This window comes from Methylotuvimicrobium buryatense 5G (assembly GCF_000341735.1).
GTDB classification, from domain to species: Bacteria; Pseudomonadota; Gammaproteobacteria; order Methylococcales; family Methylomonadaceae; genus Methylotuvimicrobium; species Methylotuvimicrobium buryatense.
Genome location: NZ_KB455575.1, coordinates 2115194 through 2141913 on the forward strand (window position 1 = coordinate 2115194; position 26720 = coordinate 2141913).

A 26720-nucleotide genomic window follows, 5' to 3' on the forward strand; every position below is an offset into this window, starting at 1 on the left:
GATAAATGAAAACCATAGCCCCGTTCGTCCGACATTTCCTTAAACGAGAGACTATATGCCTGCCTATTCTTCGCGAGCCAGCACGTAGCGGGCAATCGCTTGTAGTTGATTGTCGCTTAAATGAGAAAAACCGGGCATTTTCATGCTCTCCGGACGTTTTTTTCCCGGCGACCGAGTCCATCGAACAAAGCCTTCCGGATCATTGGCATAAATGGTTTTAATTTCAGGAATGGCCGGCCCGACAGTCGGCAATTCCGAATGATGACACGCTGCGCAATACTGCTGAAAATCGCCCTCGCCGGATTGACTTACCGCAGGCTTCATTCGTTCAATATAGTCCGCATCTTGCTTTGCCTGTAGGGCAGCAGCCCGGTAATTCGTCGTTTTTAACGCTATCGCCATATTATGGTCGGTCAAAGAATTAACCCGGTATTCATGGCGCGCATAGGCCATAATCAAAATCGAAATAGCAAACAAGCCCACAACTTTGTTAAAGTGTTTAAAGGCGTTCCTCGCTTGCTCGTTAAGGTCCCGCCAAATCAACCAGACAGCCGGTATAGCGGGCACGCCCCCTATAAATAACCAAATTGTAACCGTCCAGCTCATTCCTTCGGCGGGCAAGGTGATCCATGCAAGCATACCCGTCAATACCTGGACCAGCACCGCGCCTAAAGCGAATGAATAAAAGAATCGGCGAACATCGAGAATGCGCAGCGTGTTGACGGGCGCCTCCAAGGCAAAAGCACGCCGTCCCGTCAACCAAACCAAAAATAAAGAACTGATCAATACCGCTGCCGATAAGAAATGCAAATAACGAGGCAAGACATTGGGCAACAGCATGGCCGAGAAAAAGCCTTTGACCTCCGGCCAGCGCTCCGGAAATAACATTAAGTTGACGTTGGTCATGAAAATTAAAGGCACCAGCAAAAAAATCGTCGTTTCAAGGAACGCGATGCCGATATGCATTACCTTGAAATCGACAAAACGGTTCCACCAAAACTTGTGCGCATAAGCTGCCAAAAAAGCAATGGTCACCAGTGGAATCACCGCCATCCATACATCGCCCATCAAGGCGCTAGAAGCGTAAAATTGAGGCGCATACAACGTGTTGATAATCAGCAACGGAGCCACCCCCATTACGACAGCCAAGCTTTTGTTCACGGTAATACTGCGCATGATGTAATTGGCCAGCCGGTCGTAATCGGGTACATCTAAACCTTTAACCTGACACACCAAACTAAACAGCGAACCGCCCACCATCAAATGCACGAAAATGATATGTACAACAAAAGAAACGATCAACAAGATTTCCAATAAGCCTTCCGAGGCTGGTAAAGGCAAAGGTATATCGCGTGGAATCGGTGCATTCATTTATTTTCTCCAGGTAGGAAGCGTGATAAATCGGGTAATTGTCCGTACCGTGTCGATCCGGAGATACTATCGGGCCTTGGAATTCCGGTAATTTGAGCACCATGATACGGTTCCGTATTGATTTGCAGGGAGGCCAGATATGCCGCCAAGGCTTTGAGTTCGGTGTCGTTGCCCGGAAAGGGCGGCATGAAATAACGAGCGCCATGCATATTTTCCAAATAGGCGGCAATGACGTCCGCTTCCCAAGGCCGGTCTCCGTACATGCGGCGTAATTGATAGTCGATCCCGTTGACGCCCCTAACGGTATGACAACGCGTGCAGGCAAGAGCGAATATATCTTTGCCTGCCTGCAATCGATTGTCCTCACCGATCTCCCGGTTTGCGGCATAAGTAGCATGCTGAAGGATGCCGTCGCGCTTCAACAACGGGTATTCATCCACGCGTATGCCATTAGCATACATATATTGTCCAATTATAAAGGGTTTGCGAATAAACTCGCGAACACGTTCAAATTGCCCTAGCACGGCAAACAGTATCAATGTCGACACCCCATAGCGGTACAGACTTATTTCACCGGGGCGCTTGATGCTTCCCCGCAATACAATGCCGACATAAATCAGGCCCAGCACCATTAACCATTTGAGACTGTTATGCCAATTTACATATTCTTGTGTGGTAATAGCTACAGGAATACTGTCTAACATGTAAAGTGGCACTACCCGATAATACCAAATAGCGGCAACGACCAAAACCATCAGCCAGATACCTGACCAAAGCGATGTCAATTTAACTGCGGCTTTTTTAAATTGGATTTCACCATGGGTGTAAGCGCGGCGCTGAAAAAGACAAATCAAGCATAAGACAACACTTCCGCCCATCACCATCGCCAATGCGGTTCGAAAGGCCAATTGAGGCAAATACATCGGATTGAACAAACCCGAAAGCAACGTTTTATCGCTTAGCCAATTACCAGGATCCATCATAAAGCCGAGAATCGCCACGATAATTGCCATCGTTATCCAAGAAAAGACCGCTAGGAATATACCTAACCGGCAATGCAGCCATTTGCTTCGGGCATCGGTTTTCGATTTTTTCCAAGTTAAAAAGTACAATAAAATCAAACTGACTTCACTGACGAAAACGATCCATTCCGCGAACCATCCCCAGAAGAAAACCCGTATCAGGCTCCCTATCGCAGCAGGATTGACCAACGCCGCCGAAAACCAAATGCCCACGCCAGTTAGAGCGCCAACTGTAGTCGTCAATATGAATATGACTTTTAAAATGCGAAATGCCAGCATATCCCACTGCTGATTCATGGTCTTTATCCCTTTATATTCGAACAAAGCCACAAGCGGCAAAGCACCAATCGCAAAAGCGTGATTTATAATGACATGCAAAATCGCATCGAAAGCAATCAGCATTCGATTACCTAAAAAGTCAATATGAAAAATTGGAAAATCCATTGATTACCTCTAAATGTAGGCCGGTTCTTAACTGAAATTGCTGTTACCGGCTTAAATAATCGGCTTAACCCATCCTTAAATAATTGCCAACCATAGATTATCGATATCCCGACATAATTTATTCTTATGGCACTGCATTTGTTAAAGCAGGGTTAAAATGTTTATCGTGTAGTTTTTACGTTCTTGTTACCTACTGCATTCTTACTGAATAATCGTTCAATTTTGTCAAGTATGGTGATGCCTCTATCAAGGAAAGCCATGATCCCATCCTCTCCTGGGGGTCTTGACGGCAGTTCGAACGCCAAGGTTGGCGTGCAACCGACATCCTCGCTAGGCATACTTCACATTTTCTCGTTCTTAAACGGTTTTTCGGCCAAAAGGGAGTAAAAAACCGCTGGTCCCGAAGAAAGATTGTGCAAAGCTCCGGCCACTCGGTCATTTTTATCGACAACAATTAACGTGCCATTATGCCTGTCATTCAAGCCGCGTATGGTCAATTGTCCCGGCGACTTTCTAAGTCTTGAAAGATAAGGTTTTAATGAGTCAGATCGAATCATGCTGAATTAAAACCTTCCATCGCCCCCCCCCTAAATCTTGAAGCTTGAACGTCCAATAAATTTACACTGTCGAAAAAATAGACAAGATGAATTCAGTGCCGAGCAATCGAATACCTTCCTCTATCGCTTATATTTGTATTATTTAATCAATTCGCAACATTTTCAGATCATCTTTAAGTGTCCGGATTTCGTCATTAAGAATCCCGCCATCGCTCCTTAACCGGATAAGCAGACATTAAAAACATCTCGATAGGTCGCTGCTTTACGGATATCGCGAATTGCAGTAGTATTGCCGGGCATTTCATCCCTTGTGATCTTTGTATTTTTATATTTTCGACCGGGCACCAGTAGATAATTTCTTACCGGTATTAACGTTTTCCATCATTCATTGACCGACTCATGTCAACAAACGAAACGCTGCCTTCCAATTTCATTCGCCAGATCATTAATAGCGATCTGAAACAAAACAAAAACGACGGCAAAGTCGCCACGCGGTTTCCTCCGGAACCGAACGGCTATTTGCACATCGGTCATGCCAAATCGATTTGCTTGAATTTCGGCATCGCGGGTGAGTATCAGGGCACCTGCAACCTTCGTTTCGACGATACGAATCCCGAAAAAGAAAGCGTCGAATACATGGAAGCGATCGAACGCGACGTGAGTTGGCTAGGCTTTCAATGGCACGAACTTCGCCATGCCTCCGATTATTTCGAACAGCTTTACGATTACGCCGTCGAGTTGATTCAAAAAGGCTTGGCCTATGTCGATAGCTCGACACCCGAACAAATGCGTCAGCATCGGGGCACGCTGACCGAACCCGGCAAGGAAAGCCCGGACCGCAACCGACCTATCGAAGAAAACTTGGACTTGTTCACGCGCATGCGCGCTGGCGAATTTGCCGACGGGCAATACGTCTTGCGGGCGAAGATCGACATGGCTTCGCCGAACATCAACATGCGCGACCCGGTCATTTACCGAATTCGCCGCGTACATCATCACCGCACCGGCAACCAATGGTGCGTTTATCCGATGTACGACTATACGCATTGTATTTCCGACGCGATCGAAGGCATCACGCATTCGCTGTGCACGCTCGAATTCGAAGACCATCGACCGCTCTATGACTGGGTACTCGACAACATTACGATTCCCTGCCATCCGCAGCAAATCGAATTCGCGCGACTGCAACTCGAATACAGCATCGTCAGTAAGCGTAAACTGAATCAACTGGTCATCGAAAAACATGTCGGCGGCTGGGACGATCCGCGCATGCCGACGCTCGCCGGCCTGCGCCGCGCGGGCGTGACGCCGGCCGCGATCCGCGACTTTTGCGAACGCATCGGCATCACCAAAAAAGATTCGTGGATTGAAATGGCCGTTCTGGAAAACTGTATCCGCGAAGATTTGAATGAAAATGCCCCGCGCGCGATGGCGGTGCTAAGCCCGTTGAAGCTGATCATCGATAACTATCCGGACGACAAAGTCGAAGCGCTCGAGCTCGGCAATCATCCGCAAAAACCGGAACTCGGAACGCGTAAAGTCGAGTTCAGCAAGGTTTTATATATCGAACAGGACGATTTCGCCGAAAATCCGCCGCCTAAGTACAAACGCCTAGTCGAAGGCGGCGAAGTTCGTCTACGCGGCGCCTACGTGATCCGGTGCGACCGCATCGTCAAAGACGAAAACGGATCAATCATAGAGCTGCATTGCAGTTACGATCCGGACACATTAGGTAAAAATCCGGAAGGTCGTAAAGTCAAGGGCGTGATTCATTGGGTCAGCGAACGCCATTCCGTACCTGCTGAAATACGCTTGTACGATAGGCTATTCAGCCAGCCGAATCCCGATTCGCTCGATAACTTTCTGGACGCTTTGAATCCGGATTCGCTGGAAATACTAACCGAATCGCGCGTCGAGTCGAGCCTTACCGATGCGCCGCCTGAAAGCCGTTTCCAATTTGAACGCATGGGTTATTTCTGCCTTGATGCGATAGACAGCACTCCCGGCAAGCCGGTCTTCAACCGAACCGTTACGCTACGAGATACCTGGGGAAAATAAATACCTAGTTCAACCGTTGAACCTAAAAAGAGCAGTTGAGAGCCTCAAACTACCGTTCGCCCTGAGCCCGTCGAAGGGTCAACGGTAGTTTGAGGCTTCACCACGACGGTGAAAGTGTTGTAGACCCTTCATGCTTCGACTTAGCTCAGCACGAACGGTCTACAACACATGTCAACTGCTCTTTTTACTGTGAAAGTTCGTAGATATAGACTCTTTATCTAATTTTTCGATATACGGAGCTCGTCAGAGAAAATGCCGGTTCCGGAGAGGGTGCGGTTGCTCGACCGACAGGCGTCGGCGGGCACTGCCGAAATTTGAAGTGCGAAAGGTATAAAAGCCGCAAGCCACATAAATCATTGCTTTCAAAAAAGCGCATTTTGAGGTTGAATAAGATCAAACGCATACTTTTTAACATCTTGAATTTAAATAAATTCCAAATTAATAATCGCTGCTATACTGCTCTATCGAAATTCAAATGTCAGCATTAGCGCATGGAAGCGCCTGGGTGTTCGCAAAGGTCCTGACGTCATGAATGCTGAGCATTCACGTCGTTCTTTGACGGGTACCCCAGCGCCGAAATTTGACTATCAAATGGGATAAATCCCATCATCACCCCACTGACTGTATGCCCCTTGACTTCAATCAAACCCCCTTCGGTACTAGCCTTCGTCGATGGGCGCCTCAATTACTGACCGGCCTAATGCTTATTATCGGAGTCGGCACTACCGCTTTTTTTTGGCAACACGCACGCGAGGAGAACTCGGATAGTCTAGGCACCGCCTTCGAATTATCGGCAAATCAAATTACCCAAATTATCGGCAACAGGATCGATATCTATATAGTCCTCATGAAAGGGGTCAAAGGCTTTTTTGAGGGTTCGGACGACGTCACTTTAGAGGAATTCCGCGACTATGTGAGCGCGCTGCAAATCCACAAAAACTTGCCCGGCATTCAGGCAGTAGGACTGGTGATACCTGTCGCGCATGCCGACAAAAACCGGCATATCGCCGAAATTCGGCAACAAAACATACCGAACTACCAAATCAAACCGGGTGGCGATCGAGAACAATACGCCCCCATTACCCGTCTCGAACCCTCGACAGCAGAAAACCGGAAAGCCTTGGGATTCGATGCCTACACCGTGCCCGCCGCACGAGAAGCCTTGCAACGGTCGCGCGACACCGGCGAAGTCATCATGACTTCAAGAGTTATTCTCGTACAAGATGACGATAAAACCGATACATACGCCTTTGTGATGTATTTACCTATCTATAAACTCGATTCGATAAGCGACCGGCAATCGGCCATTTCGGCCTGGGTCGACGTCCCTTTTCGTATCAACGATCTGATGGTCGGATTACGCGAAGAACTCAACCCGACTATCGAACTCGAAATTCATGACGGAGAGCCCCTATCGAATCAGACGCGGATATATCACTCGAGTGACTTAGCCGCGGATCGGCTATCCGGCAACCGCAGACTGGAAACACGACGTCAAATCAATATCGCAGGTCGGCAATGGACCTTGCTAATGCGCACCACTCCGGCTTTCGAAGCCGGCATCGCCCAACATAACCCTGCATTGATCGCTAAGACCGGTATAGCGCTGACACTGTTACTCGGCATACTAACTTGGCAACTTGCCAAAAACCACAAAAGCACTAAACAGCGTTACCGGCAACTCTTCGATCAATCGAGCGACGGCTTACTGGTGATGCGCCGAGCCGACCATGGCTTCATCGACGCCAACCCTTCCGCATTAAGACTGCTGGGTTATCGCCATGAAGAACTGTTGCACCTGCAGTTACAAGACATCCTGACTCACGATGAATTGCCGAAATCGACTCCCTGCGCCGATAAAATCATGTCCGATACGGCGCATGCTGAAGAATGGACTTGTCTGCGTAAGGACGGCTCCGAGTTTACAGCTGAGGTCTGTGTTCACAAACTTGATGCCCGGCATTGTTTCGCGATCTTACGCGACTTGACAGAACGCAAAAAGGCCGAGCAACGCATCGAACGCTTGACACAGCTCTACCAAGCACTTAGCGAAATTAATCAAGCCATCGTGCGCACGGGAAACCAGGTCGATTTATTCCAATTAGCCTGTCGATGTGCGGTTGAGCGTGGCGGCATGGCGCTTGCCTGGGTAGGTCAACTCGACAGAATGGACTCCCGAATCAAATCCGTCGCCGCATTCGGCGAGGGAATAGAATATCTTAAAGATCTGACATTATCTTCCGACCCTTCAATTCCTGAAGGCCGCGGCCCCACGGGCACGGCCTTACGTGAAAACCGCGCTATCATAGTTAGTGACTATATCAATGATCCGATGACTCAATACTGGCAGGATAGGGCCAAACGATTCGGCTGGGCTTCGGGTGCCGCATTCCCTATTCAACGTAACGGCGAAGCCTTTGCGATACTGACGGTTTACCACGACCAACGGGGCGCCTTTGATGATGAAGTCGTGAGTTTGCTCAATGAAATCGCCATCGACATCGGCTTTGCTCTGGACAATGTCGACCGAGAAAATCAGCGGCTAAAACTACAACAAGAATTGTCTAGCTATTATCAGCACATTACACATATCATCGATGTGAACCCGGCCATCATTTATGCGCTAAAAGCACAATCTCTTGATGAGAACGATTTCGTGATCGATTTTATCAGCGTAACCGCGCGGAACATGACCGGCTATCCACTTGAAGAATGGCACGCACCCGGATTCTGGATCACTCATGTTCATCCGAATGATCGACAACTCGCATTACAAGCCCAGCAGCGCTTACTGAAACAAGGCAGAATTAATTACCAATACCGATTCTTGCATGCCGACGGTCATTATTGTTGGATTCACGATCAATCGATCCTACATCGGGATAATACCGGACAACCTTTGGAAATCATCGGCACCTGGCTAGACATCACCGAACAAAAACAGGCTGAAGAGAGGGCTCATGAACAAGCACGTCTGCTAGCCGAGTCGCAAGCTATCGCTCATGTCGGCAGTTGGGTTATCGAGATACCGAACAATCGAGTCATTTGGACCGAAGAATCCTATCGGTTATTTGGTCTTTCTTCGGGAAAAGACCCGTTCACCCTCGATTACTTTCTTCACCTGCTGAATCCCGCCGATATCGAAACGATGCAAACCTGGATAGCGGACTGCTTAGCCGGAAAACAGCCCGAAGGCATCGAATTCAGAACACGTCCGATAAAAGGCAGATGCCGCTGGATATTCGGAACAGGCGAACTCGAAACCAAAGAAAACGGCGAACCACTGCGCATTATCGGTACCCTTCAAGACACCACAGAACGCAAAATTGCCGAAAACGCTTTACGGGATAGCGAAGCGCGCTATCGTCAACTTTTTGCGGCCAATCCTTTGCCGATGTGGGTCTACGATCTCGACAGTTTGGCATTCCTTGCCGTCAATGATGCAGCAGTTATACAGTACGGTTATAGCCGAGAAGAATTTCTAAGCATGACGATAGCGGACATTCGCCCTGTCGAAGACCTCGAGGAACTATACGAGAATATCCGGCAAACCGCTCTAACCATGGATCAATACAACGAAGCATCCATTTGGAGACATCGCAAGAAGGACGGCTCCCTAATCTGGGCCGAGATAACCGGCCACACGCTAACATTCGAAAACCGCAATGCCGAAATCATTCTTGCCCACGACGTTACTGCGCGCATCAATGCGGAACAACAATTACGGCTCCATGCACAAGTCTTTCAATCCAGCCAAGAAGGCATCATCATCACCGACGCCGAAAACAACATTATTTCGGCTAATCCCACCTATATCGAACTCAGCGGATACACAGAAGAGGAAGCGCTCGGCAAGAATCCCCGTCTGATCTCGTCAGGTTTACAAGATAAGTCATTCTACGAAAACATCTGGCAGGAAATCCATCAACGCGGACATTGGCAAGGCGAAGTCATCAATCGCCGCAAAAATGGCGATCTGTATCCACAGTGGCTTTCGATCACTGTGATTCGTAATCCGCAAGGCCGAATCACTCATCATATCGGCATCATGAGCGACCTGACCGAACACAAAGCGGCCGAGGAGCGCATCCAATTTCTGAGTCATTTCGACATATTGACTCAATTACCTAACCGTAGTCTGCTCCGCGATAGAACCGAACTAGCAATAACCGGCGCCAAACGAGCGAATGCCCGCATTGCATTGATGTTTATCGATCTCGACCGCTTCAAAATCATTAACGATTCGCTAGGCCCCACTATCGGCGACCGGTTACTGGTGGAAATTACCGCTCGACTGGTCGATCATTTACATCCTAACGATACGTTATGCCGACAAGGCGGCGATGAGTTCATTTTATTGATGCCGAACACCGATACCGAAAGCGTCGCCCACGTCGCTCAAACCATTCTACAACTGATCGCCCAACCGTTTGTTATCGAAGATCATCGTTTGACACTGACGGCCAGTATCGGCATTGCCGAATTCCCCCAAGACGGAAACAATTTCGAACAGTTGTCGCAAGCCGCCGACGCCGCCTTATTCCGCGCCAAGGGGACCGGTCGCAATAATTTTCAATTTTTTACACGACAATTGCACGAACAAGCCAACCGGTTATTACAAATCGAAAATGAACTGCATCTAGCCCTTGAGCGAAATGAACTGCTGCTCTATTATCAACCGCAGGTAGATGCGAAAACTTCGACGATTATCGGTTGCGAAGCATTGGTTCGCTGGCAACATCCCGAAAAAGGCATGATTCCACCGGGACAGTTTATCCCTATCGCCGAAGAAAGCGGCTTGATCTTGAAAATAGACGACTGGGTGCTAAAAACCGCAATTCGCCAAATCGTCTCGTGGCAGGCTGAAGGCCTGCCCGTCGTTCCTGTTTCTGTTAATCTGTCGGGACTGCAATTTCAACAAGCGTCACTCTATGAAACAGTCGCCCAACTATTACAGATGAATCGGCTCGACCCGGCAATGCTGGAACTCGAATTAACCGAGGGTATAGCAATGGACAATTCCGAACGCACGATCAGCCTACTCCGTCGATTTCATCAGCTCGGCATCTCACTTTCGATCGACGATTTCGGAACCGGTTATTCGTCGCTCGCTTATCTCAAACGTTTCCAAATAGACAAGCTTAAAATCGATCAATCGTTCGTACGCGAGCTGGGCCGCGACCCGGAAGACGAAGCAATCGTCAGTGCCATCATCGGCATGGCCAAAAGCCTGGGTTTCAAAACCATCGCCGAGGGCGTAGAAACACGCGATCAATTGGAATTTTTACTCCATAATCAATGCGATCAAATTCAAGGCTATTATTTCAGCAAACCGCTACCGGCAAACGAGTTCGCCGAACGACTGCGCAGCAATGATTTATACATCGGTCAAACTAGATAAGCAGCAATTCCCAGTTTGAGCAGTTTCGCCGACTTTAGGGTGTGGGGTATGCCTGTCGAGAAACGCCGTAAACCCATCCATGAGGGCTTGGCGGCAGCTAAGCGCCAAGGATGGCGTGAATGCAGATTGTGCAAGAGCAAAAATCTGTCCCGCTGCCGACATTCTCGCCAAGCATACCCACACCCTTTTTGATCTCCCAATTGGATATTGCCGCAAGATAAGTCATTCAAGCACATGCCCTTTACCTGTCAAATTCCGATGCGGGTATACCTTTCGCACTTCAAATTTCGGCAGCGCCCATTGGCGGGCGCCCCGGTGCCGAATTTTGATCTACGATAGGTATAAATAAATCTCTGATCTATACCGATCGCATATTTCGGCACGAGCATTTGGAGGCGCCGAAACTTAATGTCATAGAAGTATGACTTTATTGCGTTTTACAACCTGATATAATAATTACTTAAATATTTCGATAAATTTCTTTAAGATATACCTTTCGCAATTAAAATTTCGGCGATGCTTAGCGCCGGAGTGATCGGTCCCTCACTTAATGCTAGGTGAGAGACCAGCATGGATGCTGGCATAGAGCCTACATGGAAGTATTCACTCAGCACCTAAATTGCATAGCCATTGACCATGGTTAATAGCCTTAGATAATTAGGTGCTGGGTTCACAGAGTCCTTCGACGGTCACCCCCCGGTGCCGAATTTTGATCTACGATGGGTATATAAGCCTGCATATTCCTGTAAAATCCTTTTCCAGCCATCAATTCCCATCCTAATTTCGGGGTACGTCTAACCTATGTTACGTAAAATACTGATTGCCAACCGCGGCGAAATCGCCGTACGCATCATTCGCGCCTGCGCCGAAATGGGCATTCGCTCCGTCGCTATTTATTCGGAAGCCGACCGCTTCGCCCTTCACGTTAAAAAAGCCGACGAATCCTATTGTATCGGCAGCGAACCGATGTCCGGTTATCTCAATATTTATGCTTTGGTGAATCTGGCGGCAGCGACAGGCTGCGATGCCATTCACCCGGGCTACGGCTTTTTGTCCGAAAATGCCTTATTCGCGAAAGCCTGCAAGGAACGAGGCTTGATCTTCATCGGTCCCGATGCGGAAGTCATACATCGTATGGGCGATAAAACCGAAGCACGCAAAGCGATGGTTGCAGCCGGCATTCCGGTCACTCCTGGCTCGAGCGGCAATCTCGAATCGGTTGAAGAGGCATTAGAGATGGCCGAATCAATCGGTTATCCGATTATGCTGAAAGCGACTTCCGGCGGCGGCGGCCGTGGCATACGTCGCTGCGACAATGCCGAAGAACTGCAGCGCAATTACAGCCGCGTAATCTCAGAGGCTACCAAAGCCTTCGGCAGCGCCGACGTGTTTCTTGAAAAATGTATTGTTAACCCGAAGCATATCGAAGTACAAGTACTGGCCGATCACCACGGCAATGCGATACACCTCTACGAACGCGATTGCTCGATTCAGCGCCGCAATCAAAAACTGATCGAAATTGCGCCGTCGCCGCAACTCGACGAAGCGCAACGCCAGTACATCGGCGGCTTAGCCGTGATCGCGGCAAAATCGGTCGGCTATACCAATGCCGGTACCGTCGAATTTCTGCTCGACGATAACGACCGCTTTTATTTCATGGAAATGAATACGCGCGTTCAGGTCGAACACACGATCACCGAAACCGTGACCGGCGTCGATATCGTCGAGGAGCAAATCCGTATCGCAGCCGGTTTGCCGTTGCGTTTTAAACAGCACGAAATCGTTCGTCGCGGTTATGCCATCCAGTTTCGCGTCAATGCCGAAGACCCGAAGAACAGTTTTCTACCGAGCTTCGGCAAGATTACACGTTATTACGCGCCGGGCGGGCCGGGCGTACGCACCGACACCGCGATTTACACCGGCTACGAAATTCCGCCGTATTACGATTCGATGGTCGCGAAGGTCATCGTTAATGCGCTGACTTGGGAGGACGCGATTCAACGCGGTGAGCGAGCGCTCAAAGACATGGGCTTATTCGGCATTAAAACGACGATTCCGTATTATCTACAGATCCTGAAACACCCCGAGTTCCGCACGGCCTGTTTCAATACCGGTTTCGTCGAACAGCACGGCGAACTCGTCAATTATTCTAACAAGCCGCGCCCCGAAGTGCTCGCGAGTGTCATCGCTGCGGCGATGGCCTCACATACCGGCTTGTGATTTCCTGATTCAAAAAACCGACTGCCGACAAGATTCAATAGGATACAAAATGCCAAAAGTTCATATTACCGATGTGATATTGCGCGACGCCCACCAATCGCTGATCGCGACACGACTACGCACCGAAGACATGCTCCCTGCATGTGAAATGCTCGACAATATCGGCTACTGGTCGCTCGAATGTTGGGGCGGCGCGACTTTCGACGCATGCCTGAGATTCCTAAAAGAAGACCCGTGGGAACGTCTCAATAAACTGAAAGCCGCGCTACCGAACACGCGCCTGCAAATGCTGCTAAGGGGGCAAAATCTGCTCGGTTACCGCCACTATTCGGACGATGTCGTTAAGGCCTTCATCGAACGAGCCGCCGCGAACGGAATGGACGTCTTTCGCATTTTCGATGCGTTGAACGACGTACGCAATCTGCAAACCGCCATAGAAGCCGCCAAGGCGACCGGTAAACATGCACAGGGGACGCTATGTTACACGACCAGTCCCGTGCATGATGTAAACAGTTTCGTGACATTAGCCAAGGAGTTGTCCTTGATGGGCTGCGACTCGATCGCGATCAAGGACATGGCCGGCTTGCTAACGCCCTACGCAGCTTCGGAACTGGTCAAAGCACTGAAAGACACGATCGACTTACCGTTGCATCTACACACACACGCCACTTCCGGACTCGCCGAAATGTGTCAAATCAAAGCCGTCGAAGCCGGCTGCGAGCACATCGACACCGCACTGTCGTCCTGGTCCGGCGGCACGAGCCATCCGCCTACCGAAAGCCTGGTCACGGCGTTGAAAGGCACCGATTACGATACCGGTCTCGACCTCGACAAACTGCAAACCGTCAACAACTACTTCGCCGAAGTGCGCAAGAAATACCGCCGCTTCGAGAGCGAATTCACCGGTATCGACACACGCGTACACGTCTTTCAGGTGCCGGGAGGCATGATCTCGAATCTCGCGAACCAATTGCGCGAACGCAATGCACTGGACCGAATCCAGGAAGTTTACAAAGAAATTCCCGAAGTTCGTAAAGATCTGGGCTATCCGCCGCTGGTCACGCCGACATCGCAAATTGTTGGCACGCAAGCCGTATTGAACGTATTGACCGGTAAACGCTATGAAACGATCACCAACGAGGTCAAACGTTACCTGCAAGGCGGCTATGGCAAGGCACCGGCCCCGGTCAACGAGAACCTACAAAATAGAGCCATCGGCAAGGAAGAGCCGATCGACTGCCGACCGGCCGACTTACTCAAGCCCGAGTTCGAGCATTTACGTACCGAAATCGGCCATTTGGCGTTGAATGACGAGGACGTGCTCAGCTATGCGATGTTCCCGGAAGTCGGCAAACAGTTTCTCGAGCAGCGTTCGAACGACAATTTGGTTCCCGAACCGTTGGAAATTGAAACTCAGGCAACCGATGCCGTGCAAAAAGCGCCGACCGAATTCAATGTCGCGCTCCACGGCGAAGCCTATCATGTCAAAGTGACCGGTGCCGGACCCAAAAACCAAAGTCTTCGCCATTTCTATTTCATGGTCGACGGCGTGCCGGAAGAAATCGTCGTGGAAACACTCGACGAAATCGTCCTGGACGGCGGCACGCAGGGTGCGGTAAAAAGCACGATTTCAAGTAAACGCCGCAGGCCATCCTCGGAAGGCGATGTCACAGTCAGCATGCCTTGTAACATTCTCGAAGTCTTGGTTAAAGTCGGCCAATCAGTCACAGCCGGTCAAGCTGTTTTGATTACCGAGGCGATGAAGATGGAAACGGAAATCACCGCACCGATCTCGGGTACCGTAAAAGCCGTGCATGTCGTCAAAGGCGAACCGGCCAATCCGGATGAAGTGTTGGTAGAAATCGAGGCCGCATAAGAAAATGACTGAAACGGTTTTTGCCGACGATGCCGCAATCGCTAAAGCGGTTGAATTGTTGAATCAAGGCCGTTTAGTCGCCTTCCCAACCGAAACGGTTTACGGTCTCGGCGCCGACGCCGGCAATGCCGAGGCCGTAACCGGCATATTCAAGGCCAAAGGCCGTCCGGCCGATCATCCTCTGATCGTTCATATCGCAAACCCCGCCCAGTTATCGGACTGGGCAAGCACGGTGCCGGCAACGGCTCAATGCCTGGCGAAACGCTTCTGGCCGGGACCGCTAACCTTAATCTTGAAGAAACGTCCCGAAGTGCCGAATACAGTCACCGGCGGACAAGACACGGTAGGCCTGAGAATTCCCGATAACCCGGTTGCCTTGCGACTCTTGCGAGCATTCGGCGGCGGCATTGCCGCACCTTCAGCCAATCGATTCAAGCGCGTCAGCCCAACGCAAGCCTCGCATGTCGCCGAAGAACTTGACGGATTGGTCGATTTGATTTTGGACGGCGGACCTTGCCGAGTCGGCGTCGAATCGACCATCATCGATTTAAGCGGAGCAAGCCCCTTGCTGTTAAGGCCCGGCAGCATCACTAAAGCCGAAATCGAACAGGAACTGCAATGCGAATTGACCGTGATAAGCACTACGAGCAACGATACGCCCCGTGCGCCCGGACAAATGGCCGTGCATTACGCGCCAACAACCCCGACTCGTTTGTGCCCTTCCGAGCAACTTAACGAAACGATTAGGCAATTGTCCGAACAAGGAAATAAAATCGGTTTACTGGCATTTCGCTTCGAACCGAACTTATCGATGACTATCATTCATTTACCTGAAACTGCCGAAGCTTATGCACAAGGTTTGTACGCAGCCCTACGCGAACTGGATCGCCTAGGATTGGACGTCATTCTGGTCGAACAACCCCCAGAATCCAATGAATGGCATGCAATCAACGACCGTTTGAAAAAAGCGGCTGCGGCATTTTAGTCTTGGCCACACTGCTACGGAAAAGTCCTTAATGGCAGTAATTCTAAGCCCCTGGTTTTCGTTCAGTTTCTTGGGCCTGGATCGCTGTTATCACAACGGTATTGACGATATCGTTTACGGTACAGCCTCGGCTTAAATCGTTGACCGGTTTATTCAAGCCTTGCAAAATAGGCCCGATGGCAATCGCTCCGGACGAGCGCTGAACTGCTTTATAAGTATTGTTGCCGGTATTTAGATCGGGAAAAATAAATACGTTCGCTTGCCCTGCCACCTCGCTGTCCGGCATTTTGGTCTTGGCAACACGGCTATCGATCGCCGCATCGTATTGAATCGGCCCTTCCAGTTTCAATTCCGGTTTCAATCGTTTAGCCAATTCGACTGCCGACCTAACCTTATCGACCGCCTCGCCTTTTCCGGACTCGCCGGTTGAATAAGAAAGCATCGCAACGCGTGGCGTGATATTGAACATACTCGCGGTTTGCGCGGAACTAATCGCAATATCGGCTAATTGTCTGGAATTAGGATTCGGATTGACCGCGCAATCCCCATAAACCAGCACCCGGTCTTCCAAGCACATGAAAAAAACGCTAGAGACGATCGATGTTCCCGGTTTGGTTTTGATGATTTCAAAGGCCGGCCTGATCGTATGCTGGGTCGTATGTATTGACCCGGAAACCATTCCGTCGGCAAGATTATGGTGTACCATCATCGTCCCGAAAAAACTGACATCTGTCATAAGATCAAACGCCAATTCGTAATGAACGCCCTTATGCTTGCGTAACTCGAAATAAGTTTCGGCAAATTTCTGACGCAGTTCGGAAGTCATCGGATCGATAATCTCGATGTCTTCTAATTGCAAAGCCATCGCAGCGATTTTTTGCTTGATCGTTTCTTCATTACCTAGCAGCGTCAACTTGACGGCTCCCCTAAGGAAAAGAATTTCGGCCGCTCTTAAAATGCGTTCTTCCCCGCCTTCCGGCAATACAATGTGTTGCGGATTGGCTTTGGCGCGCTGCAAAATTTCATATTCGAACATGATCGGCGTCACGCGCGGCGTTTTGCGCGTAAACAGGCGCTGCTGCAGCTCCTGCATGTTGATATTGTCTTCGACCAAACTCAAGGCCGTGGCGATCTTGCGTTCGTTATTGGAATTTAAACGCGCATGCACTCGAGTAACATTCATCGCTGTCGTGAAGGTGTCGGTGGCGACGCCTAAAACAGCAAACGGCAAAGCACCCAATCCTTCGATTAAATATTGCACCTGCGGCGCGGGCTCTTGCTCTCCGGTCAGCAATAAACCGGCAATTTGCGGATAACTTTTCGAATGATAAGCCATCAAACAAGCCAGAATGATATCCGAACGATCCCCGGGCGTAATGATCAAATCGCCTTTCTCAATGTAGTCGAGAAAATCCGAAACTAACATCGCCGCAACCTTGTAGTTATAAACTTCAAGGTTGAGCGTTTCGAAATCATGCGATAAAAACTTTGCATTCAACGACCTGGCAATATCGCCCATACTGGGCTTTTCCAGTGACGGTTCGGAGGGTACGACATAAACAGGAAAGTTGGATTGCGGATCGTGTCCGAATTGGTCTCTAAGTTCGCCAACCTGAGCCGCCGGAACACTGTTGATCACCGTTGCCAACAGGACAGCATTTTTTTCCTGAATATCATGTCGGAGCCCGGCCAAAGCATCGATTATTTGTTCATTGGATCGATTGCCTCCTTGAATAATTGGCATCAACAGACAATCTAAATTGTTCGCGACATCGGCATTAAAATCGAACTCAAAAATCGACTCGCCGCTTTTATAATCGGAACCGACACAAATCACATGATCCGATTGAATTTTTAAGCTTCGGTATTTAGCGAGAATCAGTTTTATTAAATCGTCATAACGATCATGAGCCAATAGGCGCCGAGCTTCCTCATCGGTGCATCCGTACATCGATTCGTACGGCCACTCGAGCTGATAACGATAGGTTACCAGTTCAATCAAGTCGTCCTTTTCCTCTCCTGCATGAATAATAGGCCGAAAAAAACCGATCTTTTGGGCAAGTCCGGAAAACATTTCGATCATGGCCAACATGATCACCGATTTACCGCTGCCCTGCTCGGCACCGGTTATATAAATATTTTTAGAAACTTGGGACATTTTTGTTTAAAGAATCAATTATGGAGAAAGAATTATTTCTGGTTCCCACGGTCCTCCGTGGGAACCCATACCTTGGTTTGTCGAGGCAAGACCGGTATGCATCCCAAGCAGGGGCGGTAGGAATGATGAAAGAGGCTGAATGATGTCAATAGTCTTTAGGGTTTCGCAATAAAAACATACTTCCTGAAACTATGAGCTTTGTAGTGACTTCAGCAACTCATACAAGGCGTTATCGTTTTGCCATATTTTGCAAGCAATTGTATTTTTTGGGCTCTGCCATGCCCGGGTTTATCATAAGACTAATGCGACAGTAGCGAGTTAATATATTCCAAATCATTTTCGCTCAGACTGCTGGCTGCTTGTTTCAGGCGAATACTGTTGATCAGATAATCGTAACGGGAGCGCGCATGATCTCGTTTTGCACGATAAAGGTTTCTTTGTTCGGCTAATATTTCCACCATGGTTCGAGTACCGACATCTAAACCGGCCTCGGTTGCTTCCAACGCACTCTCCGCCGACTTAACGGCCGATTGCAATGCGCCGACGCGACTGATACTGGCATTCACGCCTCGGTAGGCATTGTTCACCTGACGTATCACGGCGCGCTTTGCCGCGATCAGATTTTGTTTGGCCGCCTCAAACTCTTGCCTTGCTTGCCGGGTACGCGAATTCACCGCACCGCCTTCGAATAGCGGCACATTCAATTGCAAACCGATGCTTTGCGTGTCGCCGCGAAAACCGAAAGTACTGGTATTATCCGACACGCCATAGGAACCGACGATATCTAATTGCGGCAGATGACCGCTGTTTTGCAAATCGACGGCCTTCCTGGCAAACTCTGCCTGATTGAATGCCGAAATGATAGAAAAGTTGCCGTTTAGCGCCGCATCGCTCCATGCCTTCATTTCATTGGGCTCAGGGACAATCAACGGCAACTCTTTTCCTATGGGACTAAGCTCCTCGTCAAATTCGCCGATGATTTCACGCAAAGCTTCCTTTTGATTATCGAGGTTATTATCCGCTTCGATTTCATTAGCTAAGGCTAAGTCATGAGCAGCCTTCGCTTCATAAACATCGGTGATCGCAATCAAACCGACTTCGAAACGCTGCTGAGCTTGTTCCAGTTGACGAGCAATCGCATTTTTTTCGGCAACCGCAAAGTCTAGACCGTCCTGCGCAGACAACACGTTGAAATAAGCCTCGGTGATTTTGACCATTAAGTTCTGTAGTTCCGCTAAATATTCGGCTTCGGTCTGAGCAATTTGATTATCCGACTGGCTTAATTGAATCCAGTGATCCCAATGAAAAACCGGCTGCACAAAATTAAGGCTAAAAGTGTTATTCCAAAACTCTTGATTAGTCTGCGGACCTCGAAAATCGAAACCGGCACCGGCTTTTTTGTTGTGAAGCCATTCCCGGCTACTAGCCCCGGTAGCCGAAAGACTGGGCAACAAACGAGCAATTCCTTGATCCTTGGATTCCGCGTTGGCATACTGCCGTGCAAGCGCTTGCTTTAATATCGGATCGTTTTCAAGTGCTTGCGTATAAACCTCAACAAGATCTTGCGCAAAGGACTGACTTTGAATAAGTAAAGCAAATAGCCCTACGACGGCGCTTTTAAAAAAATAAAGCTTGCTACTATTCATTTATGGATGAACCCGGTTTAAACATATTAATTCGACCCATGTCTCCATCCTGGAACACAGTAGGTGTTAATTCTAACACCTACACCCTAAAAAATTTCGTTACTATTTTATTTTCTCAACGACTGATTATAGGAATTATCCGTAACCAATAATAAAAGTAAAATTAGAAGTTTAAATAGCTCATTTAAAGTAAAATTTTGTTTTATATTTTTTATTAATGTTCTTTAAACCTGTTGCCATGAAAAAAATCGAACACCTTCTCATTATCGTCATTTTCAGTATACTTTCCAGCGGTTGCGCCAGTTTCGGACGAGGCATCGCCGAAGCTTATTTCCAAAAACAAGAAGCCGCCGATACCCGATTATGCGAAGTTACCGGCAGTCCTTTTGAAGGTATCAAACCGCATCTAAAAAATCCGATCGGCAAAATGAAAGTGCTGATAGTCCATGGTGTCGGCGATAGACTGCCGGGCTATTCAACGCAATTTCTCGAAAAGCTTGCCAAATCGCTGAACTTAACTGTCAGAGCTAAACGTAACAAAGATATTTTTTTGCGTGATCCTTTGGACGAATCGAAAAAACTCGGCAATTTGAGAATTCATCGCTTATTGAATAAGGAGCGAGATCAAGAACTGTTGTTTTACGAGCTCACTTGGTCCGAAATCACCGCTCAACAAAAATCGATTCTGGCCTATGACAACTCCGGCGAGTACTCCTTTCGCCGCGCCGAGGTCAACGATGTATTGAAACGTTTTTCCAACGATACCGGACCCGATCCGATTATCTATCTCGGCGATAGCCGAGAAGATATTTTGATTTCATTTACCCAATCGTTTTGCTGGATGACTAAAGGCCTATGGGACGATTTACCCGACCAGCAGGCAAAAAGCTGTACTTTCGACGATTTAGCGGCGGTTGAAAATTTAAAAAACGACCAATACGCGGTCGTATCACATAGTCTCGGCAGCCGAATCACAATCGATGGATTGCAACGGCTTGCCCGCTTTTTCAGCGATAGCAGTTTCAGGCCGGAACTCGACCGCCCGAAAGAATTGGTAAAAGCCCTGCAACAAAAAATCATTCCGATATACATGATGTCGAATCAACTTCCGATGCTGCAGATGGGGCGGCAATTACCGGAAATCACGGGCCAACAGAGTGCCTTTTGCAGTCCCGAAGGCGAACATTATGATAAAAGAATTCTGAGCGAAACACCGATTATCGCCTTCAGCGACCCGAACGATTTATTGAGCTATGCGATACAGCAGAATTTTGTCGATAGATTCATCGACTCGAGACTGTGCGCTGAAGTCACCAACATTAACATCAATGTCGCAAAAATATTCGATGCTTTCGGCTTGGGGAAATTTGCCAATCCGCTCGACGCCCATATCGGCTACACCACCGACAAACGGGTAATCGCAATGATCGCCAAAGGCATCGGCAACGCCAATACTTCCAAGCTGGTCAAAAAGCGTTGCAGTTGGACCGAAACAATCGATTGAAAGACTATGCCAGCTATGCTATAAATCACTATATTAGAGCCCACTAATATTAAAATAAATTGACCACTTCTTCCACATCCTTCAATCACCCACTAGACCGCCTTGTCGCTTACGCGCTGCAGGGCGGCCTGCCGGTATTCTTTTTTACTCTGTCTTTGGCGCTCGGCGCGATTGCGCTGACATTTACGCCGCGCGAGGAAGAACCGCAAATCGTCGTGCCGATGGCCAATGTCATCGTTGCCGCGCCAGGCCTGTCCGCAGGACAAGTCGAAAAGCAGATTACCTTGCGCTTGGAAAAACTGCTGACTCAAATTACCGGTGTCGAACACGTTTATTCCCGCTCGAGCAATGGTCAAGCTATCGTAACTTTACGCTTTTTTGTCGGCGAGGACCGAGAAGATGCCTTACTGAATACCTATAACAAACTCTATTCGAATCAGGATCAAATTCCGGCAGCGGTAACCGAATGGCAAGTCAAACCGGTCGAAGTCGACGACGTTCCGATCGTATTGGCTTCGCTTTGGAGCCGGGCGCCGGACTTGTACAGCGACTATGAATTGCGCCGCTTTGCCGATGAAATCACCGTGCAATTGCAGCAGATCGCCGACACTAATCAAATCAACGTGGTCGGCGGGCGTGCACGGACGGTAAATGTCATGCTCAATCCGCAAAGCATGGCCGCCCGAAAAACCACGGCTATAGAAATCGCAAGCGCCATTCGACAAGCCAATCAACTGCATAATGCCGGACTCGTCTCGGTTAATAATCGTTCGATTCAATTGCAAGCGGGCGATTTCATCAGGACGACCGAGCAATTGAGCGCACTGGTCGTCAATATCGTCGACGGCATTCCGATTTATTTGCGCGATGTCGCCGAAATCACCGACGGCCCGGAAGAACCGGATCATTACAGCTGGATTCAGTTTGCCGACGGGCACCCCTTATCCGCCGATTTCAAGGACGATTACCCGATGATCACGATCGCGGTCGCAAAAAAACGCGGCGCCAATGCGGTCGCGGTCGCCGAGAATGTGCATCGTAAATTGGCGCAGTTGCAACAAGAATTGCTGCCGCCCGAAATTGGCATCGAAGTTTTGCGCGATTACGGCCAAACCGCCGATGAAAAAGTCAATAACCTGACCACGAGCCTGGCGTTTGCTGTGGTTACGGTGGTGTTATTCATCGGTATCTTTCTTGGCTGGCGCCCTGCCCTCGTGGTCGGCTTGGCGATTCCGGTCTGTTACGGCGCAACCTTGGCGCTGGATATGTTTTTCGGCTATACGATCAACCGCGTGACCTTATTCGCTCTGATCCTGTCGCTCGGGCTGCTGGTCGACGATCCGATCACCGGCGTCGACAATGTCGAACGCTATATGCGTCTTGGCCAAGGTAGCTTGAATGAACGTATCGTCGCGGCGATCGCCGAAATCCGCCCGGCGCTGCTGATGTCGACGATCACGATCATTCTGGCCTTCATTCCGCTGGCCTTCATTACCGGCATGATGGGGCCTTATATGGCGCCGATGGCATTCAACGTGCCGGTAGCGGTCATTCTATCGACAGTCACGGCCTTCATCGTAACGCCGTGGCTAGCCGGCAAGGCTTTGAAACCGGCCGAAGACGATCTTGAAACGACAACCGGACCTAGCCGCTATGAAAAACTGATCGAACCGTGCATCGCCAATCGCAAGTCGGCTTGGATCGTCATCATCGCGATGCTGGTCTTGTTCGTTTTGACTGCACTACTGCCGGTATTGCGCCTAGTACCTTTAAAATTACTGCCTTTCGACAATAAGAACGAAATGCAGATCATCGTCGACATGCCGGAGGGAAGCACGCTCGAACACACCGCGGCCGTTACTCGTTCGGCCGCCGCAATTGCGGCACGACTGCCGGAAGTCAATGCGATCGCAGCTTTCGTCGGCACCCCGTCGCCGATCGACTTCAACGGCTTGGTCCGACAATACGATTACCGCATCGCGCCGCATTTGGCCGACATCCGCTTGACCTTGGCACCGAAGGAAGAACGCGAACATCAATCGCATGCCGTGTTATTAAGACTTAGAGCCTTGCTGGCGCCGCTCAATGCCGACGGCATTTCGATCAAGGTCGTCGAAGTTCCGCCCGGCCCGCCGGTCATCAGCACACTGGTCGCGGAAATTTACGGCGGCACACTGACGCCTTACGAACGACAACGCCAGGCCGCTCAAGTCGTCATGAATAGAATGGCGAAGGAACCCTTTGTCGTCGATATCGATTCGAGTGTTGAAGACAGTCAACCGCGTTGGCGTTTCGAAACCGATAAGGAAAAAGCCGCGCTGGCCGGAATTTCCACCGAAAACCTCGCAATGAACTTAGGCCTTGCGAATCGAGGCCATATTCCCGGCTATTTCCATCTCGAACGGGAAGTCCGCCCTGTCCCGATTAAACTCAGGCTTGCGCAAAGCGCTCGCAGTAGCCGGCGCGATCTGGGCGTATTACCGATCAAGCCCGATAGAAATCCGGCCGCCGAAGCCTTGATGCTGGCCGAACTGGGCTCCTTCGTCGAATCCGAAACCGATAAATCGATTTATCACAAAGATTTAAAACCGGTCGTCTATGTCATGGCCGAATTGGAAGGCCGCACGCCCGCCGAAGTGATCGCGGATATCAATGCCGATTTGAACGGTTCGAAAACCTCGGCTCCGAATTGGAATAGCCGCACGTTTCTAAATTCCGGCGGCGGCATTCCCTGGCAATTGCCCGACGACATCACGATCGGTTGGGGCGGCGAAGGCGAATGGAAAATCACGGTCGACGTATTCCGCGACATGGGCATCGCCTTCGCTTTCGCGCTGGTCGGTATCTTTTTCGTATTGCGGATACAGACCGCCTCGACCACATTGTCGCTGATCATCATGTCGTCGATTCCGCTGACCGTGATCGGCATCATGCCCGGCTTCTGGATGTTGAATCAATTCGGAGAACGTTTTATCAACGGCAGTCCCGACCCGGTCCTATTCACCGCAACCGCGATGATCGGCATGATCGCTCTGGCCGGCATTGTAGTCAGAAACTCGTTGATTTTGGTCGAATTCATCACACAAGCCAGAAACGAAGGACTGGGATTGAAGGACGCCTTACGGCAAGCCGGCAACATCAGAATGCGCCCAATATTATTGACCGCCGGAACTACCTTACTCGGTAACCTAGTTATCGTGCTCGACCCAGTATTCAGCGGCTTGGCGATAGCGATTATCTTCGGCATCATCGCCTCGACATTGTTTACGTTGTTCGTGATACCTGCCGTTTATTATTTGATCTATGCCAAAAGCGAGAACGCCACAACATGACTAGCCACAATATAACTTTATCGAATAATCTAAAGACGCTGGCTCTATCAGGTGTTACCCTACTGATCTTGTTATTGATGATTCTGTGGATGGCCGGCGCCTTTCAAAGCAAAATCAAACCCGAAATCTTAGCAAGCAGCCCGGCTTATCAAGGCCCTAGTCTAACGGTCGAAAGAGTGACGGTGCCGGTCTTCGAAAAGGCCACCGGCACGCTGGAATCGAAGCAGTCCGGTGATATCAGCGCCCAAGTTCAAGCACGCATCAAAACGATTCATGTCAAATCGGGCGATAGCGTCAAGCCGGGCGATTTATTGATTACGCTCGACGATGAAGCCATTGCCGCCCGAACCGCGCAGGCGAGACAAAACATTAATGCGCTGAACGCGCGCCTGGCCGGCGCCGAGTCGCATTATCTGCGTACCCGAAAACTATTTGCACAGGAAAGCGCAACTCAAGCGGCTCTAGATGCGGCCAAGAGCGACTATGAAAGCCTCAAATCGCAACGCGCGGCGGCCGGATCACAGCTACAAGAAACCAGCTCCATTCAGGATTTCAGTAAAATCAGGGCCACTTTTCCGGCCCGAGTCATCGACAGGCACGCCGAGCCTGGCGAAGTCGCCTATCCGGGCAAAAAACTGCTGACGCTTTACGATCCGGCGGCGCTTCGCGTCGAAGCCTTTATCCGCGAATCGGTCGCAATCGGCCTACAAACCGGACAGTCACTCGAAATCAGTATTGAAGCATTGAAACTGACCTTACCTGCGGTCATCGAAGAAATCGTCCCGGCCGCCAACCCCGGCGCACGAAACTTTTTAATCAAAATGCGCATCGACAGCCGCCCCGGCTTGTACCCCGGCCTGTTTGTCCGAATCCGCATTCCGCAAGGCGAAGAGCGATTGCTTTCGATTCCGCAAGACTATGTGCATCAAGCCGGCCAACTCGATGTCGTCTGGATACTAAACAACGGCCAAATCGAGCGCCGTTTCGTCCGCCTAGGCCGCACCTTGCCGGACGGCCAAATCAAAGTCGTGTCCGGTTTATCCGGCGGCGAGCAATTGGTTCCACCGAAACGCGCATTGGCTGAAGGCGCTTGAACCGGGTCATTGTTTCTCCTAAAGCTTTCGTAACAAAAAACTTCCCGATTATTCATCGTTCCTACACTCTGCGTCACTTCCACTAAGTTAAGGAAAACCCGTCATTCCGCCAGGGATTGGCGGAATCCAGGGCCAAGGATGGCAATGCCTAGCGCCACTTCCATGCAACATGGATATCGACAACCCATACCGATATGACGAATAAAGCCATAAACGCACCATAGAGTAGGCACTAAGTTGGCGCGCTTATGAGCTTTCACCCTCCGAGATTCGCAGTCTTGCTCGCCGCTACTTAGGCGACCCCATCCGCCCTGATCCCATTCCCCAAAAATGATTATACCTTTCGCACTTCAAATTTCGGCAGTGCCTGAGGAGGCCAGCAATTCCCAGTTTGAGCAGTTTCGCCGATTTTAGGGTGTGGGGTATGCCTGTCGAGGAACGCCGTAAACCCATCCATGGGGGCTTGGCGGCAGCTCGAGCGCCAAGGATGGCGTGTAGTAGGGCAATGCAGGAGCAATTGCCGAGGAGCAAAAATCTGCAAGCGCCAAGGATGGCGTGAATGCAGATTTTGCAGGAGCAAAAATCTGCCCTGCTGCCGACATCCTCGCCAAGCATAATACCCCACACCCTTTTTGATCTCCAAATTGGGAATTGCTGCTGAGGAAGCGCCTGGGTGTCCGGTCGATTTTCGCTCCTGCAAAATCGACATTCACGCCATCCATGGCGCTCATAAAGGCTTTGCCAGTATGGTGCTGGCATAGAGCCTACATGGACGTATTCACGGCGTCCTTTAGCGGACACGCCGGCGCAGAATTTTGATCTACGACGGGTATATCTTCTATATCCTAATCTATGTGTGTTGGCGTACAGAGCGTGTCCGTTTCTAAGCGTATGGTGTGCGCTAAGCGTTGGGAGCACATTCCACGCTGTTTTGGTAAAACTCATAATTCCCGAGGGGTTTATGAATAAGAATCAAGCATAAGGCCTTGTTGGAAAAGCCAAAAGCAACGTTAAGGAAGCCTTTGGCAAAATAATGGACAGCCAGAAAATGG

13 protein-coding genes are annotated in these 26720 nt (G+C 49.7%); 8 read left to right on the forward strand and 5 right to left on the reverse strand.

Annotated features, from left to right (window positions below; translation table 11 throughout):
* Window positions 1-63: 63 nt before the first annotated feature.
* Window positions 64-1371, reverse strand: coding sequence for a c-type cytochrome (locus METBU_RS0109420; RefSeq protein ID WP_017840382.1), 1308 nt, complete (start codon window positions 1369-1371; stop codon window positions 64-66).
* The gene (locus METBU_RS0109425; protein ID WP_017840383.1) at window positions 1368-2837 is read right to left on the reverse strand and encodes a c-type cytochrome; all 1470 of its coding nucleotides are present in this window, start codon (window positions 2835-2837) and stop codon (window positions 1368-1370) included. Before METBU_RS0109425 ends, METBU_RS0109420 begins: the two co-directional genes overlap by 4 nt.
* A 956-nt stretch (window positions 2838-3793) precedes the next feature.
* Here METBU_RS0109425 and METBU_RS0109435 point away from each other — a divergent pair.
* The 5 genes from METBU_RS0109435 to METBU_RS0109460 all read left to right on the forward strand — a co-directional run bounded on the left by METBU_RS0109435 (window position 3794) and on the right by METBU_RS0109460 (window position 15934).
* Window positions 3794-5452 (forward strand): glutamine--tRNA ligase/YqeY domain fusion protein, encoded by a 1659-nt coding sequence (locus tag METBU_RS0109435; RefSeq protein ID WP_017840385.1) that lies wholly within the window; start codon window positions 3794-3796, stop codon window positions 5450-5452.
* 700 nt (window positions 5453-6152) lie between these two features.
* Window positions 6153-10853 (forward strand): EAL domain-containing protein, encoded by a 4701-nt coding sequence (locus METBU_RS25270; RefSeq protein ID WP_017840387.1) that lies wholly within the window; start codon window positions 6153-6155, stop codon window positions 10851-10853.
* Between the two features lie 801 nt (window positions 10854-11654).
* Window positions 11655-13073, forward strand: coding sequence for an acetyl-CoA carboxylase biotin carboxylase subunit (locus METBU_RS0109450; protein ID WP_017840388.1), 1419 nt, complete (start codon window positions 11655-11657; stop codon window positions 13071-13073).
* 49 nt (window positions 13074-13122) lie between these two features.
* Window positions 13123-14949: a sodium-extruding oxaloacetate decarboxylase subunit alpha gene (gene oadA, locus METBU_RS0109455; protein ID WP_017840389.1), complete on the forward strand. Its 1827-nt coding sequence runs from the start codon at window positions 13123-13125 to the stop codon at window positions 14947-14949.
* A 4-nt stretch (window positions 14950-14953) separates the two neighbouring features.
* Entirely contained in the window at window positions 14954-15934 is a 981-nt protein-coding gene (locus tag METBU_RS0109460) for an L-threonylcarbamoyladenylate synthase (protein WP_017840390.1), read from the forward strand.
* 43 nt (window positions 15935-15977) lie between these two features.
* Here the strand turns inward: METBU_RS0109460 and pta are convergent, their stop codons facing one another.
* Both pta and METBU_RS0109470 read right to left on the reverse strand, forming a co-directional pair.
* Window positions 15978-18092 carry a phosphate acetyltransferase gene (gene pta / locus METBU_RS0109465; protein ID WP_017840391.1) on the reverse strand — a complete coding sequence of 705 codons (2115 nt, stop codon included), beginning with the start codon at window positions 18090-18092 and terminating at the stop codon, window positions 15978-15980.
* 299 nt (window positions 18093-18391) lie between these two features.
* Window positions 18392-19738 (reverse strand): TolC family outer membrane protein, encoded by a 1347-nt coding sequence (locus METBU_RS0109470; protein ID WP_017840392.1) that lies wholly within the window; start codon window positions 19736-19738, stop codon window positions 18392-18394.
* A gap of 238 nt (window positions 19739-19976) precedes the next feature.
* Here METBU_RS0109470 and METBU_RS0109475 point away from each other — a divergent pair, with 238 nt between their 5' ends.
* From METBU_RS0109475 to METBU_RS0109485, 3 genes are read left to right on the forward strand one after another with little or no spacing between them, the layout of a single operon-like run.
* Complete coding sequence (locus METBU_RS0109475) at window positions 19977-21242, forward strand: hypothetical protein (RefSeq protein ID WP_026130119.1); 1266 nt, start codon at window positions 19977-19979, stop codon at window positions 21240-21242.
* A 59-nt stretch (window positions 21243-21301) separates the two neighbouring features.
* Window positions 21302-24574 (forward strand): efflux RND transporter permease subunit, encoded by a 3273-nt coding sequence (locus METBU_RS0109480; protein WP_040575313.1) that lies wholly within the window; start codon window positions 21302-21304, stop codon window positions 24572-24574.
* Window positions 24571-25668 carry an efflux RND transporter periplasmic adaptor subunit gene (locus METBU_RS0109485; protein WP_017840395.1) on the forward strand — a complete coding sequence of 366 codons (1098 nt, stop codon included), beginning with the start codon at window positions 24571-24573 and terminating at the stop codon, window positions 25666-25668. The genes METBU_RS0109480 and METBU_RS0109485 overlap by 4 nt, the downstream gene beginning before the upstream one ends.
* Window positions 25669-26078: 410 nt before the next feature.
* On the opposite strand, the gene METBU_RS28045 is transcribed toward METBU_RS0109485, so the two are convergent.
* On the reverse strand, window positions 26079-26399 hold the full coding sequence (locus METBU_RS28045; RefSeq protein WP_186005679.1) for a hypothetical protein: 321 nt from the start codon (window positions 26397-26399) through the stop codon (window positions 26079-26081).
* Window positions 26400-26720 lie beyond the last annotated feature (321 nt).